At 34.7% G+C, this 18,344-nt stretch carries 17 protein-coding genes and 1 other RNA gene; 8 read left to right on the top strand and 10 right to left on the bottom strand.

What is annotated here, in order from left to right:
* Window positions 1-161: 161 nt before the first annotated feature.
* Window positions 162-1,547 carry a class II fumarate hydratase gene (gene fumC / locus ABEG11_RS05635; RefSeq protein WP_348823213.1) on the top strand — a complete coding sequence of 462 codons (1,386 nt, stop codon included), beginning with the start codon at window positions 162-164 and terminating at the stop codon, window positions 1,545-1,547.
* A 56-nt stretch (window positions 1,548-1,603) separates the two neighbouring features.
* On the opposite strand, the gene ABEG11_RS05630 is transcribed toward fumC, so the two are convergent.
* Window positions 1,604-2,806: an NAD(P)-dependent oxidoreductase gene (locus ABEG11_RS05630; RefSeq protein WP_348823212.1), complete on the bottom strand. Its 1,203-nt coding sequence runs from the start codon at window positions 2,804-2,806 to the stop codon at window positions 1,604-1,606.
* A gap of 245 nt (window positions 2,807-3,051) precedes the next feature.
* Here ABEG11_RS05630 and ABEG11_RS05625 point away from each other — a divergent pair, with 245 nt between their 5' ends.
* The 3 genes from ABEG11_RS05625 (at window position 3,052) to ABEG11_RS05615 (ending at window position 6,398) form a co-directional block, all read left to right on the top strand.
* Window positions 3,052-4,266 carry a serine hydrolase domain-containing protein gene (locus ABEG11_RS05625; RefSeq protein WP_348823211.1) on the top strand — a complete coding sequence of 405 codons (1,215 nt, stop codon included), beginning with the start codon at window positions 3,052-3,054 and terminating at the stop codon, window positions 4,264-4,266.
* Between the two features lie 131 nt (window positions 4,267-4,397).
* Window positions 4,398-4,794, top strand: a transfer-messenger RNA (tmRNA) gene (gene ssrA, locus ABEG11_RS05620).
* 299 nt (window positions 4,795-5,093) lie between these two features.
* On the top strand, window positions 5,094-6,398 hold the full coding sequence (locus ABEG11_RS05615) for a site-specific integrase (RefSeq protein WP_348823210.1): 1,305 nt from the start codon (window positions 5,094-5,096) through the stop codon (window positions 6,396-6,398).
* Window positions 6,399-6,662: 264 nt separating this feature from the next.
* Here the strand turns inward: ABEG11_RS05615 and ABEG11_RS05610 are convergent, their stop codons facing one another.
* From ABEG11_RS05610 to ABEG11_RS05570, 9 genes are all read right to left on the bottom strand, one after another.
* Window positions 6,663-7,820 (bottom strand): HEPN-associated N-terminal domain-containing protein, encoded by a 1,158-nt coding sequence (locus tag ABEG11_RS05610; RefSeq protein ID WP_348823209.1) that lies wholly within the window; start codon window positions 7,818-7,820, stop codon window positions 6,663-6,665.
* A gap of 5 nt (window positions 7,821-7,825) precedes the next feature.
* Window positions 7,826-9,577 carry an ATP-binding protein gene (locus tag ABEG11_RS05605; RefSeq protein WP_348823208.1) on the bottom strand — a complete coding sequence of 584 codons (1,752 nt, stop codon included), beginning with the start codon at window positions 9,575-9,577 and terminating at the stop codon, window positions 7,826-7,828.
* On the bottom strand, window positions 9,578-10,798 hold the full coding sequence (locus tag ABEG11_RS05600) for an SIR2 family protein (protein WP_348823207.1): 1,221 nt from the start codon (window positions 10,796-10,798) through the stop codon (window positions 9,578-9,580).
* A 2-nt stretch (window positions 10,799-10,800) separates the two neighbouring features.
* Complete coding sequence (locus ABEG11_RS05595) at window positions 10,801-10,983, bottom strand: hypothetical protein (protein ID WP_348823206.1); 183 nt, start codon at window positions 10,981-10,983, stop codon at window positions 10,801-10,803.
* Between the two features lie 104 nt (window positions 10,984-11,087).
* Window positions 11,088-11,981, bottom strand: coding sequence for an IS1595 family transposase (locus ABEG11_RS05590; RefSeq protein WP_348823205.1), 894 nt, complete (start codon window positions 11,979-11,981; stop codon window positions 11,088-11,090).
* Between the two features lie 36 nt (window positions 11,982-12,017).
* Complete coding sequence (locus ABEG11_RS05585) at window positions 12,018-12,692, bottom strand: AAA family ATPase (protein WP_348823204.1); 675 nt, start codon at window positions 12,690-12,692, stop codon at window positions 12,018-12,020.
* The gene (locus ABEG11_RS05580; protein ID WP_348823203.1) at window positions 12,692-13,339 is read right to left on the bottom strand and encodes a hypothetical protein; all 648 of its coding nucleotides are present in this window, start codon (window positions 13,337-13,339) and stop codon (window positions 12,692-12,694) included. The genes ABEG11_RS05585 and ABEG11_RS05580 overlap by 1 nt, the downstream gene beginning before the upstream one ends.
* Before the next feature lie 152 nt (window positions 13,340-13,491).
* Window positions 13,492-14,343 (bottom strand): hypothetical protein, encoded by an 852-nt coding sequence (locus tag ABEG11_RS05575; RefSeq protein WP_348823202.1) that lies wholly within the window; start codon window positions 14,341-14,343, stop codon window positions 13,492-13,494.
* Complete coding sequence (locus tag ABEG11_RS05570; RefSeq protein ID WP_348823201.1) at window positions 14,318-15,319, bottom strand: type IV toxin-antitoxin system AbiEi family antitoxin; 1,002 nt, start codon at window positions 15,317-15,319, stop codon at window positions 14,318-14,320. The genes ABEG11_RS05575 and ABEG11_RS05570 overlap by 26 nt, the downstream gene beginning before the upstream one ends.
* Before the next feature lie 657 nt (window positions 15,320-15,976).
* On the opposite strand from ABEG11_RS05570, the gene ABEG11_RS05565 reads away from it, so the two are divergent.
* The 4 genes from ABEG11_RS05565 to ABEG11_RS05550 all read left to right on the top strand — a co-directional run bounded on the left by ABEG11_RS05565 (window position 15,977) and on the right by ABEG11_RS05550 (window position 18,340).
* Window positions 15,977-16,354: a single-stranded DNA-binding protein gene (locus ABEG11_RS05565; protein ID WP_348823200.1), complete on the top strand. Its 378-nt coding sequence runs from the start codon at window positions 15,977-15,979 to the stop codon at window positions 16,352-16,354.
* A gap of 45 nt (window positions 16,355-16,399) precedes the next feature.
* On the top strand, window positions 16,400-17,473 hold the full coding sequence (locus ABEG11_RS05560; protein WP_348823199.1) for a DUF932 domain-containing protein: 1,074 nt from the start codon (window positions 16,400-16,402) through the stop codon (window positions 17,471-17,473).
* Between the two features lie 94 nt (window positions 17,474-17,567).
* Entirely contained in the window at window positions 17,568-18,104 is a 537-nt protein-coding gene (locus ABEG11_RS05555; protein ID WP_348823198.1) for a PRTRC system protein E, read from the top strand.
* Between the two features lie 17 nt (window positions 18,105-18,121).
* Window positions 18,122-18,340: a PRTRC system protein C gene (locus ABEG11_RS05550; protein WP_099715392.1), complete on the top strand. Its 219-nt coding sequence runs from the start codon at window positions 18,122-18,124 to the stop codon at window positions 18,338-18,340.
* Window positions 18,341-18,344 lie beyond the last annotated feature (4 nt).

The following is an 18,344-nucleotide window of genomic DNA, read 5'->3' as shown; positions in this document are numbered from 1 at the left end:
CTAAGATTCTCCATCATTTTTTTACTTAAAATCCGGACAATTAAAGGTATTGAGCAATCAGTACCTTTTTTTATGGACAGAATTAATCTTATGAATAAATAAAGAAGTAACTTTATTATTGATACATCAAAATTCTTTTTACATCCTTAAAAAAACACAAAATGAAATATAGAATTGAAAAAGATACAATGGGAGAAGTCCAAGTTCCATATGACAGGTATTGGGGAGCACAAACAGAACGTTCGCGGAACAACTTTAAAATTGGATCTCCAGGATCAATGCCAAAAGCAATTATAGAAGGTTTTGCCTATCTGAAAAAAGCTGCTGCTTATACTAATCACGATTTGGGTATTCTTTCGGCCGAGAAAAGAGATTATATAGCATTGGTATGCGATGAAATACTTGCCGGCAAGCTTTCGGATGAATTTCCGCTTGTAATCTGGCAGACAGGATCAGGCACACAAAGCAATATGAATGTCAACGAAGTAATTGCTAATCGGGCTCAAGTTTTAAAAGGACTCAGCATTACAGGCGATGAACCTTTCATAAAAGCCAATGACGATGTCAACAAATCACAGTCATCCAATGATACTTTTCCAACAGCCATGCATATCGCAGCCTATAAAATGGTAGTGGAAAACACAATTCCAAAAGTAGAAAAATTACGAGATACGCTTAAAAACAAGGCATCTCAATTTCAGTCTGTTGTAAAAATAGGCCGTACACATTTAATGGATGCCACTCCCCTCTCTTTGGGGCAAGAGATTTCAGGCTATGCGGCCCAATTGGATTTTGGATTAAAAGCTGTTAAAAACACATTGCCACACTTATCTGAAATTGCCTTAGGCGGCACTGCTGTAGGAACGGGATTGAATGCACCAAAGGGATATGATATAAAAGCAGCCGGATATATTTCGAAATTTACGGGGCTTTCTTTTATCACAGCCAGCAATAAATTTGAAGCATTGGCGGCACATGATGCCATTGTAGAAACCCACGGTTCACTGAAACAATTGGCAGTTTCATTAAACAAAATTGCCAATGACATCAGAATGCTGGCATCAGGACCACGCTCTGGAATTGGCGAAATACTGATTCCTGAAAATGAACCTGGTTCTTCTATTATGCCTGGAAAAGTTAACCCAACACAATGCGAAGCCCTGACAATGGTTTGCGCGCAGGTGATTGGAAATGACATGGCAATTACCGTTGGCGGAATGCAGGGGCAATACGAACTGAATGTCTTTAAACCGCTGATAGCTGCAAATTTTCTGCAATCGGCAGAATTAATAGGAGATGCCTGTTATTCATTTGACATTCACTGCGCTCAAGGGATTGAACCCAATTATAAACGTATTGAAGAGCTTGTGAATAATTCATTAATGCTGGTTACGGCTTTGAATACCAAAATCGGTTATTACAAATCGGCTGAAATTGCTCAGACTGCTCATAAAAATGGTACAACTCTTAAAGAAGAAGCCGTGAGATTAGGCTATGTTACTCCCGATGAATTTGACCAATGGGTAAAACCAGAAGATATGATTTGAATTTAATTATGAGTTATGAATTATAAAACAGCTCATAATTCATAATTCATAAAAAATTATTTCCCATCAACATAATCCTGCAGATAGCTGAAACGCTCAGTAAGCTTACCATTTTCGGTCATTTTGGCTCTTTTTAAGATACCGTCTTTATCTCCGTTAAAAAAGGCAGGAATTACATGTTCTGAAAACATTTCGCCAAAACCTTCACTGGCATCTTTTGGCAATTCGCAAGGCAGATTATCTACTGCCATGACCACGATTGCAGCAGGATGAAAAACATCAACTTCCTTGTTTTCGCTGGGCAAATAGCCATATAAAGGTTCAGCAATAGTTGAGGAACGCAATGTACAGGCGATAGGACCATTGACATCGCATGAAATATCGGCTACAATTTTTATTTTGCAGTCATTAGCTTTCAGCATTTCATTAGTTACTATGGCTGGAGCTTCATTGGCATAAAAGTGACCTGCAATATAAATATCTGAAACCTTAGTAAATCTTTCAAAATCGGAAACATAATCAGATGGATTGCTGTGAAAGTCAGTAAAATCAAGCAACTGCCCGTCCTTTCTTTTATTATAATCCAAAACATCAATCTGGGTATAAACAGCTTGGGTGTAATTTTTAGTCAAATAATTTTCGACTGAAACCTCTTTCACTTTCATCGCGTCCAAAATTTCTTTGGCACCATTCCCTACTTTTCCAGTTCCGGTTACCACAATTTTTAAAGGTGGCAAGACCTGTCTTTTTAAGTGTGCAATTAAGGCTTCTTTTCCTGCAAGCGTTTCTGCTTTTGGTATTTTAAACAATTCAAATTTAATTCCGAAAGCACGAAAGGCATTATAGGTTCCAACTAGTCCAGCATAACGGCCAAAACCAATCAGCCTGCGATTGTGAATATCAATAATGGTTTCATGGTCATACAAATCAATATTTTTTTCTAGAATAGCCTGCAGTAATTTTCTGTTATGAGGCTGTTTCTTGATTGTATGCGAAAAAAAGAAATAAGCTTTATTTGGGATTAAATTATCCACAGGAACTTCCTTTACGCCAAATAACACATCGCAATCACTTACATCATTAGTCACTTCGATTCCCATGCTTTGATAATCCAAATCACTAAAAATCCGAATATCTGAGCTTTCAACTTTTACTGTACAATCAGGATATAATTGTTTTATTCTAGTCAACTCATTAGGAGAAAATACTACTCTGCGATCTGGTGGATTTTTTCTTTCTTTAATAATTCCGAATTTCATGCTTGTTTTTTTAGTTTGTAAAAATATAACTTAATTTGTTTTATTTGTTACAAATATAACAGTATTATTTAATTAACAATTTTTTTATAAAACATTTTCTCATACCATTACAACTTAATCCCATGATGATTAATTATCTATAAAATAATTCTTCTTCTGCACATTAAAAGATAATTTTATCAAATAAAAAAAAAGAGGAACAAAACAATAGGATTATATATATTTGCTTTTCTAGTATTACGAAAATGAATATAATAAAAAAGGCAAATATACTATATTTACTGCTCCCAATAGCAGTATTTACCTCTTGCAGGAATGAATCCTCTGCTAAAGAAAAAGCACAGATAGAGATAAAAGACTGGCAGCTTCCCAAAAATGTTTTACCCAAAATGAAGCCCATGGGAAAGGAAACACCCCTCACTGCGGATTATATTAGAGAAAAACAGCTGAAAATAGATTCTTTTGTCAGGAAAAATTGGCCTAACAATAGCATGAACGGCGGGTTTCTAGTGGCAAAAAACGGTCAGATTATTTATGAAAAATATGAGGGCTATTCTAATTTAAGAGATAAGACTCTTATAACAGATACAACTTCAATTCATATCGCCTCAGTTAGTAAAGTACTCACTGCAACAGCTGTATTAAAATTAGTCAACGCCAAAAGAATTGACCTGGATCAAAAAGTGACGGACTTTTTACCAGAATTTCCATATCCATTAGTTACCGTAAGGATGTTGCTTTGTCACCGAAGCGGTATGCGCAGTTATGCCTATTTTACTGATCGGGACAAAAGTGTATGGGATAGGCACAATACCCTGACCAATCAGGATATCCTGACAATTATGGGTTCCAAAAATATTAAGCTAGAGCAAAAGACCGGTACACGATTTGCTTATTGCAATACAAATTATGCAATGCTGGCGCTGATTATTGAAAAGGTTACCAAGCTGTCGTATAGAGATGCAATGGCACAGATTATTTTCAAGCCATTGGGAATGACCCATACCTTTGTTCTGGATTTTGATAATGACAAACATGACGTAGCTCCATCGTACAAAGCCAATAGAGTCGAAATTGGCATTGATTATCTGGATAAGATTTATGGTGATAAAAACATATATTCAACCCCAAGAGATTTATTAAAGTTTGACAGAGCCCGAAATTCTCCTTTCTTTTTGGAACCTGAATTACTGGCACAAGTTTACACCGGGTATAGCAATGAACACAAAGGAACCAAAAATTACGGATTAGGCATTCGAATGATCAATTGGGACAATGGCAAAAATTTTTATTTCCATAACGGCTGGTGGCATGGTTTTACTTCTTCCTATATTACTTTGAAAGATGAAAATGTTACCATAATTGCTTTATCTAATAAATTTAACAGAAGCACTTATGCAGTCCGAAAATTATCTGTCCTATTTGGAGATTATCCATTCAAGGTAGCAGATACAGAATAATTGAGATTATAGCTGTTTAGTTATAAAACACTTTAATATAATTAAATTTGATTTGGAATTGATATTGATTTTTGAGATTCATGTCGTATCTTTGCAGTCCAATTTAAGATTGAGCAATCTAAAATAAAAATGGGGTCGACTGGTTTTGACAGCAAGTCGAATTGAAAAGTAAGCACGTCGAGAACTGGGATAATTCTCGTAAATAAAAGGTCTCAAACTTTTTACACGGCGAAGGAAACTACGCTCTTGCTGCATAATCTGAATCATAGTAAGATTAGCCTCGTCCTACAAGGTAGGAAAGCAGGATTTACCTCGAAAGCTTTGGTTTATAGCGGTCGGCTCAGGTAAATCGTAAAGATAAACCTAGATTTCCACAAGCTTCGGGTGGGTTTCGAAAATTAAGAAGCTAAGCAAAGAGCGGTTGTTCCTGACCTAACTCAGCGTCGAAAACCCATTCAGGAAATAAGCGTGTAGAAAGCTCTTTAGTTGCTTGTTTGGACCCGGGTTCGATTCCCGGCGATTCCACTGGGACCGTTTAAAGCCAACTTTTAAAAGTTGTCAAAAACGCACAAAATGTCTCGAAATACCTTTAAAGCCTGCAAATTTTTGGATTTGCAGGCTTTTTTATTTTTCCTGCAACTGTCAAAATTTTCAAAAGTGCTCCAAATTTCTATGGCAGTACTGTGGCATTTTACTATTGAAACAAAAAGTGCCACAATTTTGTCATAAAAAAACTTTTAAACTACTGATTTACAACATGTAAAGCAGATTAACGACTTGACTGAAGAACGTCATAATTCTATATTTATTAATTTAAAAATTGAATTATGTTAGAAAGTAGCTTTGGGCTTTGTTTCTTTTTGAAAACACCCAAAAACAAATCAAACATCAGATATATTTATCTGAGAGTAACAGTAGATGGAATACCTAAAGAAACATCTACCAAAAGGAAATGGGAGATTCAGAGGTGGGATCAAAAAACAGAAAGAGCAACGGGAAATAAGGAAGATGCTAGGGCACTAAATCATTTTCTAGATGCTATAATGACTAGAATCAACCAGTTCAAGATGGATTTAATGTACAACGAAAAATCGATTTCTGCGCAACGAATTATTGATTTTGTACTGGGAAGGATAATTTCCAAAGCAATGCTTCTTGAAGAATTTAAAAAGCATAATGACGAAATGCTGGCATTGGTTCCTCAGGATTATGCTTTAGCGACACACAAACGTTATGAGACAGCAAGATTTCATGCGAGAGAATTTGTGAAATATAAATATGCGACGGAGGATATTGAATTCAGGGATCTAGATTATGATTTTATCATTAGCTATGAATTATATCTAAAAACTATACGAAATTGCGTAAATAACTCTGCCTTAAAATATATTGCCTGCATGAAAAAGATCATAAACAGGGCAATTGATAAAGATATAATTGTTCAGGATCCTTTCAGAGCATTCAAACGTAAAATGACAAAAACTGTCAAAAGACCACTCACTGCGAGTGAGCTGCTCACGCTCGAACAGGTCAGTATTACAACGACAAGACTCCAAACAGTTCGGGATATCTTTGTCTTTCAGTGCTATACTGGCCTGGCATATATTGATGCTTACCAACTTCGGAAAACAGATATAAAAATAGGTATAGACGGCGCGCAATGGATAATGTCCGAAAGACAAAAGACTGGTTCTGTGACCAATGTTCCATTACTTCCCAAAGCCCTCGAAATAATCGAAAAATACAAAGAACATCCACTATGCCTTTCAAGAAATGCTGTCCTACCCGTCGCATCTAACCAAAAAATGAATGCATATCTTAAAGAAATAGCAGATCTATGTGGGTTTACTTGCGAATTGAACACACATAAAGCCAGACGTACTTTTGGCAGCACAGTTACTCTTAATAATGATGTGCCCATTTCCGTAGTAAAAGAGATGCTCGGGCACCAGTCAATCCGCCAGACTGAGTCGTATGCAATTACTACAGAGCAAACAATTGGTCGAGAAATGAATAACTTGGGTAGCAAGCTGAGTAAAGCCAATCCTACCATTCCCGATGAAGCAATATCGATGATATCGAAACTGGAAGAAGAGTTACAGAAACTAAAAAAACAATTTGGGATTGAATAAGCTAAAGAACCAACCTGAGCAATTCGGTTGGTTTTTTTATAATTTATTTGTAATTTCTAAAAAAGTAGATAGGATACAATAAAGTAGATAGGATACAATGTTGTAGATTCTTTTGATGATTAAATTTAAACATAAAATCAAAAATATTTCGAACAGTTACCTAACTAAGGTATTTTCTCCATCATAACTAAATTATTTATAATGGCTTTATCACTGATTTTTTATTCCCTTTTGTCTACTATGTCAAAAATATTCATCTGAATATTAAAATTTAAGAACGTTACTTTCTATCTTAACCAATTGGAGCTCTTTAATACATTCATCCGAATCAAAAAACAAAACACAAGCATTTTTATCTATGCTTTTTGATGATGGATAAACTATTCCATCAATTGAAATTTTATTCGCTTCGGAATATACATATCTAAAAAATTCAGTTACTATTTGAGTAGGAACGTATTCTATGTGTTCTTTTCCGTCCTTTTGAATGTCCTTTGAAAGATCCTTAATAAAGGATTTTAAAAATTGAGAAATATAAAAATAAGCTTGTTTCTCCTTATCAAATACGCTTACATTAAATAACCTAGTAAAATCAATGACACAGAATTCTTTTTTACCCAAAAAAGTTCCAATTGAGATATGTGTTTTATCCTTATTTCTTTCGACAGTTTCTAATTTAGAAGTCTCCTTATCAAAGGTGCAATAAAACATTGAAATACCGGCTGGACTCATTCTATTAGAATAGACAGCATATTCCTTAGGTGTAGAAGCTATATCAATTAATGTTTCAACTTTTTCTTCAAAGTTATGTTGCCTTGCTCTGAAAAGTTTAGTTTTTATTGATATTTTAGTCAATAAATTGAGAGGTAATATGGCACTACTTATATTATTAAAAACATCAAACGGTTTTCGATTGTCTTCATCAGTTTTGAATTTGGAAGATTGAGTAAATAAATATCTGTTTTTATATTTTACAACTTCTTTAAAAAGTTTCCAGTTTTCATCCAACAATTCCGCTTCAGTTGAATAATAATCATTTCGAGTAGACCAAGTGATATCTGCTATGCCATTGGTAATATCTTGTTGTAATTCATATTTATCGATTTCTAGTAGCTCATCAATTAATTCATAATTATCATAAGTCTTACCTAAATACCCACCTTCTTCTGAATCATAGGACATCCAATTCGCAGCATCTTCATAAATTAAACCTATGCCAAACAATATTAAATCCATTAATTCTATGAGTGTGACAACTTTGCCCTTTTTATCACAGTATGAGCATTTTCCTTTTTGTGTGCTTTTTTTAATAAAATTCCTAACAGCATAATCACTAATATGCCTAGTGCACACGAAGGTATCTTTAATGAAACCTATATTTGATTCCTCATACTCTATCATCATTTGCTTTACTCCTCCCATAATAATTAAAAAACACTTGGAGTATTAGAATCAGGTTTTACATTTGGCTCTGTGATTTTTAAAATCATTGGCATGGGAAAATCTACACCTGTGAGCATGGCTTCACCAGAACTTAAAATTGGTAAAAATGATAAAGCACTTTTATTAGCATCTGAACAAGCAAATTCAATTGCTTCTCTATCTTGTTGATTAATTAATCGATGGACAATAAATGTTCCCATTTGACTTAAAACTCCTCTAGGAATATCTCTAGGCATTTGTGTTGAAATAACTAAGAATAAGCCAAACTTCCTGCACTCTTTTGCAATTCTATCAAAAGAATCTAGCTCAACTTCAATTGAGTATTCGTCTTTTATTTTCTTGTTTAAAAATAAATGCGCTTCATCTAAAAACAGTAAGAGACTTTTTTTACCAACTGCTTTAAAGTTTTCAGAAAGTGCTTTTTCTAATAAATATCGACCAATTGAATTAACTAATATTTCTTTTAATTTGTTTTCTGTAGAGACATCCGCTACAGAAAGTATCAAAACATTTTCTTTAGAATTGACATCTAAAAAGTTATTGACTACATCATTAAATTCATTTTTGGATTTTGATTTGTTATCAAATCCAAAAACAGTTTTAAATGCATCATTTGTGATTGTAACTTGAATTCTTGAAACTAATGATTGGCAAAAACCCTTTCCTGTTTGGTCATCACCACCATAGTTGTTATTATCACTACCAAAATCCCTAACACATTCATTAAATATTTGGTATGGTAAAGCATTGATATCAAACTGGCAATCGTTATTGAATACCTCGATATTGTCTTTAATTGCTTTAATTATTGGGTTTCTTGGTTGCGAAATTTTATTTATAAGTGTTAAATCATGGGTGGTATGTACCTTCCAATAGTTATTGGCCTTTTCAATAATAAAATTATCGTTAACCGTTTTGGATGTCTTTCTAGATACTAATTCAATGAGACGCAAACTTCTCATTGCTTCCTGTAGTTTTGGTAATTGAGCTTGACCAGTTGGTCTAAATAAGGCATACAAATCTGTTTCCCTCAAATCTTTATAATTGAAATAAACACTATCAGTGGAAGTTGAATTAAATTTTAAATATTTTATTTGAGAATAAGAATTTAAAGTTTCATATTCACCAGTAGCGTCAATCAATATAGCTTTACCATTGTTGGCAACAACCTCCTCAATTAATTTAGCAACTGTCCAGCTTTTTCCTCCTCCGGTTGTTCCAACTACTGCACAATGTCTGCCGAACAATGCCTGTGATGAAACATCAATTTTATGGTTTTCGTTGTCCGGTAAACTAGCTAAAGGAATTGTTTTTGTCTTAGCACCATCTTTAACTCCAAACTCTGTTAGTAATGATCCCAAAAAGTCATCTGAACACAAATAAATTTTAGCACTTACAGGTGGTAATTGCTCTAATCCTTTTTTCGCTTTTAAGTTATAATTATCGAAACAAAGCAAAATTTCCACTTTACCGGTTGGATGGAAAGCCTCTTTTTCAAATTTCGCCTCGGTTAAATCCATTCTTTCCTTTTCAGGTAAGGAAATCTCAGTGATTTTACCCAAAAAACCACATCCAGTTCCTTCAATAATTATATATTTTCCTGTGATTGCATGATAACCTTTATCAGCATTAAAGAATTTTTTTAATAAAACTGATGATGGAAAATGCACTTTTGTTAGTAGAGGAGAAACCATCGTAACAAAGCCTATAAATCTACTTTCTGAGTATGGGTTCATTTATTTTTTATTTAGAATTTTACCTAACTCTTCAAGAATATCAGTTCTTTTATGTGAATTGTTTTCAGGATATTCATCTGCTAATTTTTCAAATGTTTCAGCTACTAGTGTAATTCTACTTTGTTCCGTTGCTTTATGAAGTTCTTTTTGATATTCATTATCTTGTGAAATTACTTCTGGGTAACTAAAAGACATAAGGTTTAATGATGGATTTTGTTTCAAAGATTCTAAAATTACAGATGAAATGTGTTTATCTACAAAACTGAAACCTATTGTTATTAATAATGTGTTTTCAGTTCTTAAAGTTTGTTGAAAACGGGCCATCATTTCAAAGTAAGGTTGCTCATAAGAATGCTCGTATTTACTGTCTTGAGGAAAAATCATCACTCTATCATTTATAGGTATCGATTTACTATCAGCTTGTATTATTTGCTTATCTTTTTTTTGCCAACTCAAAGAACCATGCATTTTGAAAAGATAAAATAATTTTGATATTGTACTATCCTTTTTATCTTGTCTGTTATGGCGGGTTTCTATTATATCATAATCGAAATACTTTCCATTAAATTCTCGTGGATTTGAAAATGTAAAACCATCAATAACAGTAAATTTACTTTCACTAGCAGCTTGTTCAAATAAAGTGTCATAGTTTAAGGTAAACAGTTTTGATCTAGGGTATTTCTGTGGCCTTAATGTAATTCTATTTAAGAATTTCTCATGTGGAGAATTATCAGGTAATTCAAGAGTGCATTTCTCAACAATGAAATTTTTAACTTCTAAAATTTCTTTATCAAGATTTTTATTTACACTATTGTGAATCCTAGCTTCAGTTAGCAATAATTCTAAATCTTTTGAACTAGATGTGTATTTGGCTTCTTTAATTAATTTGTCTAATATTGGTTTCTTTGTGGACTCAAATTCAGTCCACATTTTTGCCATTGTTAAACCTTTATTGGTTTTTCCAATATCTACAGAAGAACCTGCACCAGAAAGAATAACTATATTTTCTATTTCGCTATATTGACTTTGAAGAAGATTTGTGTAAAAATCTCTTTTCTCTTTTTCAACATAGTCTAGCAATGATATTTTTTTCCCATTAGATAAATCAAGTTTTTTATCTCCTACTACGATTTTCTCACCATTAATATTAGTAGAAATAATGTTTCCTAACTTATCAAATTCAATTTCAATAGTTTTCTTCTTGTTTTTTAATACTATCATTATTATATAAGATTATTGTTAATATAATGGGTAACACCATCAAAAAAGAATTCAGGTTTTCTTTTTCCAAAAAACACATTATACCTTTCTTTTAAATCTTTAGTAGATTGTTTGCTTTCTGGACCTTTTGTCACAACTTCTATTTCAGCATCTTCCCGAATCATCCTAGAAAGCAATTGTCGCATTTCAAAATCTGCTTGAGGTAAAGAATAACCAATGAAAACTATTTTAGTTGCTTCAGCTAACTCAATACCTGCATTTTGCCAAATTAATTTATAGAGGTCAATATTTAATTACATAGAATTTGTTTGTGTGTAATATTTTCAGATTTCACCATTCTTTTTATTAGGTTATTGAAAATTGTGTTTTTATTTTGAGAACGGTTAATCCTGTATGAGAACTCATTAAAATAACGTTCAATATTTCCTTCACTTACCCATGAGTATGTGGTTCTTATCCAAGTTTTGATTTGATGAATCATAGTATGCAAAGCTTTAAAGTTTGCTCCTGATTGGCTTGGGATTTGTGTAATATTATAATCTTTAGAAATTGGTCTATATCCTTTCCAATTGTCTGTGGTTATTTTAGCTTTCTTGCTGATATGCTTGTCGAATATTCCACTTAATGATTTTGCCGAAAAGTCTTTTATTTTCAAAGCATAAAAGCGTTTTACTTTTCCATCATTAGTTAATTCTACTGCACAAACAGACTTTTTCTTTTTACTATCGTAGCTTCTTCCTTGTTTGGATTCCTCATGCCCTCCAACTACAAATTCATCTACATGCACAATGCCGTCAATGGGATTATTTTCGCTTGATTTCATCGCTTCTCTTACCTTATGCATAAATAATCTTGCGGTATTTTCCTGAACTCCATAACGCACACTCATCTGCATAGCAGAAAGACTTTTTGTTGTAGTTGACATTTCAAAACAAATGAAAAATGCCTTTCTTAAACCAAATTTTACTTTGTGAAATAAGGTGTTGGCTGTACTAGATTCCGTATCGCTACAAATATTACAGGTGCGTGAAAAATCCTTGCGAACTTGGCTTTTCTTATGACCACATTTTCTACAAATATATCCCTCTTCCCATTTCAAAATCGACAAATATTCTTTACAATCTTCATCTGTTTTAAAGCGTTCAGCGAACTCTATGAGGTTTTGACCTTTAAAAATATTCATAAATAACCCTTTTTTGTTGACTCTAAAGATATGAAACTAAATGATGACCTCTATAGATTTAAAGTATGTGGCCCAGCTAAGACTAGAAGTATTCATTTCAAAAGAGTCCTTGGCGCTATTTTTTTGGGTGTATTTTAGGGTATAAAATGAAAATTGTTCGAAAAAAAAGTCCTGTATCTTCTCTTCGAATTGAATTCGGTTATTAAATTCAAACTCTACCTCTTTTTGTGCATCATCAAGCTTTTGATTTTCCCGTAACTCAATGAACTTATCAATTGAAAATCTATAGACACCACCCCTGTCCCTTCCTGTCCGATTAACATAGCACGTATAGGTTATTTTACCAATAGTAAATTGAAGGAGTATTTCAGTAATCCAGGGTTTGATATCTTTCTTAATACTATCTGCTCCGGTTAGAGCAAATTTTATTATTTTAAAAATAGTGGATTTTCCTTTGTGGTTATCAGCAATCCAAACATTAATACCATGGTAAACTGGCTGATCGAATATAAAGCTCTCACCTGTTTTCTTTTGCCCCGTGAACAGTAACCTATCAATTACCAGCGATTTTCCTAATGAATTTGGACTATCTTTATTGTAATCATCTTCTAAATGAAGGATTTCTTCCACTTCTTCTAAGGTGATATTCTCTGCAAAGTGCTCGTGAACGTACTTGAGAAAATCTTTATAATTAATCTGTCTTTCGTCCATTATAATGATTTATTAAATCTTTGAAAATATGCTAGTTTCACCTTGCTATTAATATTCTGAATATGGCTGCGGTAAGAGATATTACTATACTCCCCGTATCTATATTGCCTGGATTTTAACTCTGTCCCTGAAAAGCTCCCAAAATATTCCTTTATCAACATACAACGATCATAATACCATTCTACTGCTGAAATATCATTGAGAAATTGGATAATTTTATTGGAGCCCTCAAAAGTTATATAGTATATTTTATCATATGTCTTTCCATCAGTTCTTTTTTTACTTTCATGTGTGATTAAGCCAACGCTGACAAGATATGCTATCACATCATCAATACTTTCATATGCTCCATGAAAAAATTTTTCCATTTCTTCCACCCGCATTTCGGGTTCATTATCTAAATAAATAGCTTCAATTATTTTCCCAATCCTTTCCTTATCATTTGATCTATTATTATCTAATAAGTCCATTAATTCCATTGAAAGGAAATCAGGATAGCGAAGAAGAAAATCTAACGCCTGTATTTTTATCTCACTGCGAAATACGCCATATTTTCCTGATGTTTTATCCTCCACTGGATCACAAAAAGTATAAAGAATAATCATAATACGTAAGCGATCACGGAATTTTTTAAGATACTCTTCCATAGATATTATATTTAGTGTAATGCTAAGATATACAAATATATAATAAAGCATTGTGACAGATTTTCAATTATATGCTGCCTCTGTTTTAAAGTAAGAGTTTCTATCCTTTGTTTTAAATTCCGAATTCATTATATTATGATACAATATTAATCCTACTCCATAAATCCGACCTTAATCTCAATCAGCATATCCATGCTAGCCTGAACCGTATTTTCGAAAAATTCGGCCATAATTTTTGCTATTTCACTACTGGCTGGGCTTACCGTATTCTTATCCAGCAGAGCTGCGATTCTGGTAAACAACTCTTCATTCAGTCTTGCTATTTTTGCCATATCCCGACCCATAACGCGTGCAGCAAGCATATCAAGTTCTTGACCCTGGCCAAATAAATCCAGATGATTTGCATAAATCTCTTCATCATACATATCAAAAAAGTGCTTTAAAATCTTACTGATGTCTTTGATATCGTCCCTTCGGATTTCAGGTCGGTCCTCATATGCCATCAACTTTAACAATACTATTCCTGGTAGCGTGCAGAATTTAAAGTGGTGCTTTCCTTCCAGTTCTGCTTCCGGAAGTCCAGCATCATATATCTCCTTAAAACCTGGAACACTAACATCTGTAAGACCAGTGCCTTCGACCGTTACATGAGATCCTTTGCCTTCTATCTCCCCAAAAGGCAGTAAATCAACTTGAATGTAACTTTTCCACACCAGTACAAATGCATTGCCTTTGTATGGATGGAATCCTTCAGCCTCTATCAGATATTTTTTTAATTCTTCATAGGTTCCTTTATCATTGATGAAAACAGCAAAATCTATATCTCCCGTAATACGGCTTGGCGGAATGTCATTTATTGCGGACATCCAAACATCGCGTGCCACTGCCCCAACGAGATAGAAATCTATACTAAACTTTTTTAAACCCCTCTCCAATGCCGTAAGCATTTCTGAAAGTTTTGCTTCCTGCCTTAATTGCTTAAAACTTATCTTGTAGGTACTCATCGTATATTTTTTGTGCTGTTTCTGTACATCTTCTATCTCCCTTATTCATTAAATCGGCATATGCCAAAAGTGGGTGCACTGCATTTTCGTTTACTTCATCATGTTTCCAGAATTTCTTAAATACCTTGACGTTTCCTTGCTTGTCCGGAACCAATCTATAGTTCCTGATCAAATCATTCCAATCTTCTGCGGTATAAATTGTCAACTCTTCCGGACGCAGGTAATTTGTATAAATTGCCCCGGCAGGTTCTCCGCCCCAATATGTTTTTTGGTTTTTAAGAGGGATTCCTTTCCAATTGTAAAAATCTTCTTCCTTCAGAAACCTGAATGTACCAATATTTAACGTTGGCTTAAGGCGTTTCTCATATTCCAAAATCCATTTTTCCAACAGTTGCTTTTTATTTTCCAACTTCTGCTCATTCTTTGTCAGCTGTAATAGAAAACCGTCCTGTGCCAGCCCATTGAATATATTATTGATATTACCCAAGCCTGTACCGGTGCGTTGCGCTATTTCACGATATGGCCGATTTACCCATTCTTCTTCAATTAGAAACTGGAATATAACCTGCAACCCAGTCTTTGTAAAAGCACGGTTGCCGCCTGTAGTTGCAGTAACCTCATTTTTCCTGCCGTCAATATTAATGTAAAGACCATCCATTAGCAGGAACATGTTTCCGCTTGCCTCCAAGTAATTGATTTGCTTTTCCTTTAACTCCTGCTTAACCTTAGGAAATATATGATCAGCAACTATCATAAATGGTGCTTCATTACGTGCCTTATCCTCTATAATAGTAAGATGCATTCCACGTAGTTCTTTTTTAACTTCTACATTTAATACAACAGCTGGATGATGCTTCATATGAAGCGTCAGCTTTCCATTAATGAAACCATCATTAGCTGCTTCTCTCCATTCAGCCCGTATCTCATCTTTATGAAGACTATGTATTGCGTTCTGTATAATGTACTGCTCGTTCATCTTGTTCACTTTATATTCATGTTCACGAAAACGTGAACACTTAACATTAGTGAACAAATGTATAATTATTTAGCTATATTAACAACATCAGCATCAACTTTTTGTATTACAGCTATATCTAATATATAACCAATACCTCTATCAGCAGTAGCAACAGCAGCTATTTGTGCTGTAACTACATCTAATAATATTATTAATTAATAACTCTATCAGCAGCAGTTTTAAAAAAAATCTAAACATCGATTTAGAGCTTTGGTCATATTGATGAAATTTTCTGATCATTAAAACCATTTCCCAACCTCTTCATTACTTCCCCTTCATTTTTAAATTCAATAACCAGTATGCTTTTGTCTCATTTCAGCAGCAAAGGTAACTCCGTGTTCTTAACGCAATAGCAAGGCCAGGCCCTTCAGGTTTGATAAAAAATCTCCACCCATCCGGGTTGTATTTTTTATCAAAACCTTGCTATTGCTAAACACTAACCTTTTTATGCTCCCGAAACGAAACATAGCATACTCCGGCTCTTTAGACGAATAAAAAAAATGTCAGCAATGAAAAGTAAAATATTAAAAATGGATTTGATGAAACAAAACAGCACCTCCTCTCATTGCCGAATAAAATTTCAAAAAAAATTAATCACTAAAAATCGTAGAAATTATGAACATCACAGGAAGAGTGACAGCGGATGCGCAGGTACGCAACGTGTCGAACAGCAAAACAGTAGTAAACTTTTCGGTAGCCATCAATGACAGCTACAAAAACAAAGCGGGCGAACGCATGGAGCAGACAACGTATTTCGACTGCGCCTACTGGCTTAGTCCAAAAGTAGCGCAGATACTCACAAAAGGTACGGTGGTAGAACTTACAGGCAAAGTGAGCGCAAGAGCGTGGACAGGCAGTGACGGACAACCGCACGCAGGACTGAATTTCAACACCTCGCAAATCAAACTGCACGGGGGAGGCAAAAAAGCAGATGCGGTACAAGCTCCTACAGTAAACAACAATGACGATACAAAGGACGACCTCCCATTTTAACAACGAGTATCTAAATAATATTTAAACTTTTTAAATCATTTTATCATGGCACATAATATCAATTTCAACAGCACAACAGGACGTTATTCATTCTTTAGCGTAAAAGAAAAAGCATGGCACGGATTGGGACAGATTGTCGAGCAATACCCAACAAGCGGAGAAGCGATAAAACATGCAGGGTTAGACTATGAAGTAGCTAAAAGCCCCCTATTTACAAAAAGCTCAGGCATTATCGAAACGGCTAACGGCATAGAGATAGGCAACAGCGAATTGGAAGTACCTAACTATTTCGCCAACATACGCACCGATAACAATGCGGTATTGGGAGTAGTCGGCAAGGATTACCACATTGTACAAAACCGTGAAGCGTTCAATTTCTTCGATGCCATTGTAGGCGGTGACGAAGGCATATTATATGAAACCGCAGGAGCATTAGGCAACGGGGAGCGCATTTTTATTACGGCAAAACTGCCCGACTATATCCGAGTAGGCAATGGCAACGATGTTACCGAAAAGTACATTTTTTTGACTACTTCGCACGATGGCAGCGGAAGCATTACCGCAGCGTTTACACCTATCCGTATCGTATGCCAAAACACCCTTAACGCCTCGCTTCGCTCGATGAGTAACGTAGTACGCATCAAACATACTTCGGGAGCAAAACAGCGTTTGGATGATGCTCATAAAGTTATGGGATTAGCAAATACACTGAGCAACCAATTAGAGGGCATATTCAACCAATGGGCTAAAGTAAAGGTCACTGACCAAGAGGTAAAAAAACTAATCCAATTAGCGCTTTGTCCAAATAAGGAAACATTTGATTTATTGAAAAAAGGTGCGGAAGATGAAGTTTCCACCTTGTTCAAAAACACAGTAGAAGATGCTTTTACCTATGCTATGGTTAGTGATACACAGCAGATGGAAACAACCAAAGGCACTTTGTTTGGAGCGTACAACGCCGTAACAGGATACTATCAGAATGTACGCAGTTACAAAGATAATGAAGCCAAGTTACAGAGTATTGTAATGGGTGGAACAGCACAGCTAAAGTCCCAAAAGGCTTTTGAACTATGTACCTCTTTTGCAACAGACGGAGCGGAAATCTTAAACCTTAATTAAATCCCCATAGGCTACCGTCTTAAATGGTGGTAGCCTTTAAAAAACTTTATGATGTAAAGACATTAAATAAAATGGACAATTAAATTTTAGAACGATGAACACAAATTTTTTCAATCAGATAGCACAAATGGACATACAAGGAGATTTACATCTAACCATAGCTAAGGGAGCAGAAAACAACCTTATTGTATCGGTTATTCTCCAAAACAAACATTGCGGAGATAACGCAAAACAACTGATACCACCGCTTAATTTAAGAGGAACAGCAGATGAATTGGATGAGGGATTTTTTCAGCAGATAGCAACGCCTTTGCAAACCGCTTCAGGTTTAATGGTAAATATGGAAGCCTTTATGAAGCAATTAGAAGAAGCTAAAAAGCAATCGGCAATGGAAAAAGAAAAAAACGACAAAGAGAAAAAAGAACAGGAAGCCAAAGACAAGAAGTTTATAGACGGCATGGCAAAGGCAGACGAATTGGAAAAAGAAGGCAAATTCCGTGAAGCGTGGATGAAAGTACCCGAAATTACCGACTATCCCGAAAAGGCGGATGAGATACGCAAACGCAAATCGGAACTATCAGACAAGTTTTCTTCAACAGGTTTGTTTTCAACAGAGCAACCTAATGTTTAATCCAAAATCCAAGAGTTATGTTATTAGCAACACAGTTAGAACGAGTATTTATACTTAAAGATAAAGGACAGGACATTAGACTGACCGACCCCGAACCACGTTGGAGTGTGGAAGCGGTATTGAATTTTTACGCCAATACGTATCCCATACTAACCACGGCAAAAGTATCTGCCCCTATTATCCGTGATGATAGGATAGAATACAAATTGGAAAGCGTAATGGGAACAAAAGGTTAAACCA

The organism is Flavobacterium aestuarii, from assembly GCF_040049115.1.
GTDB lineage: Bacteria > Bacteroidota > Bacteroidia > Flavobacteriales > Flavobacteriaceae > Flavobacterium > Flavobacterium aestuarii.
The sequence above is the reverse complement of the archived record's forward strand: the minus strand, read 5'-3'. Positions and strand labels throughout refer to the sequence as shown.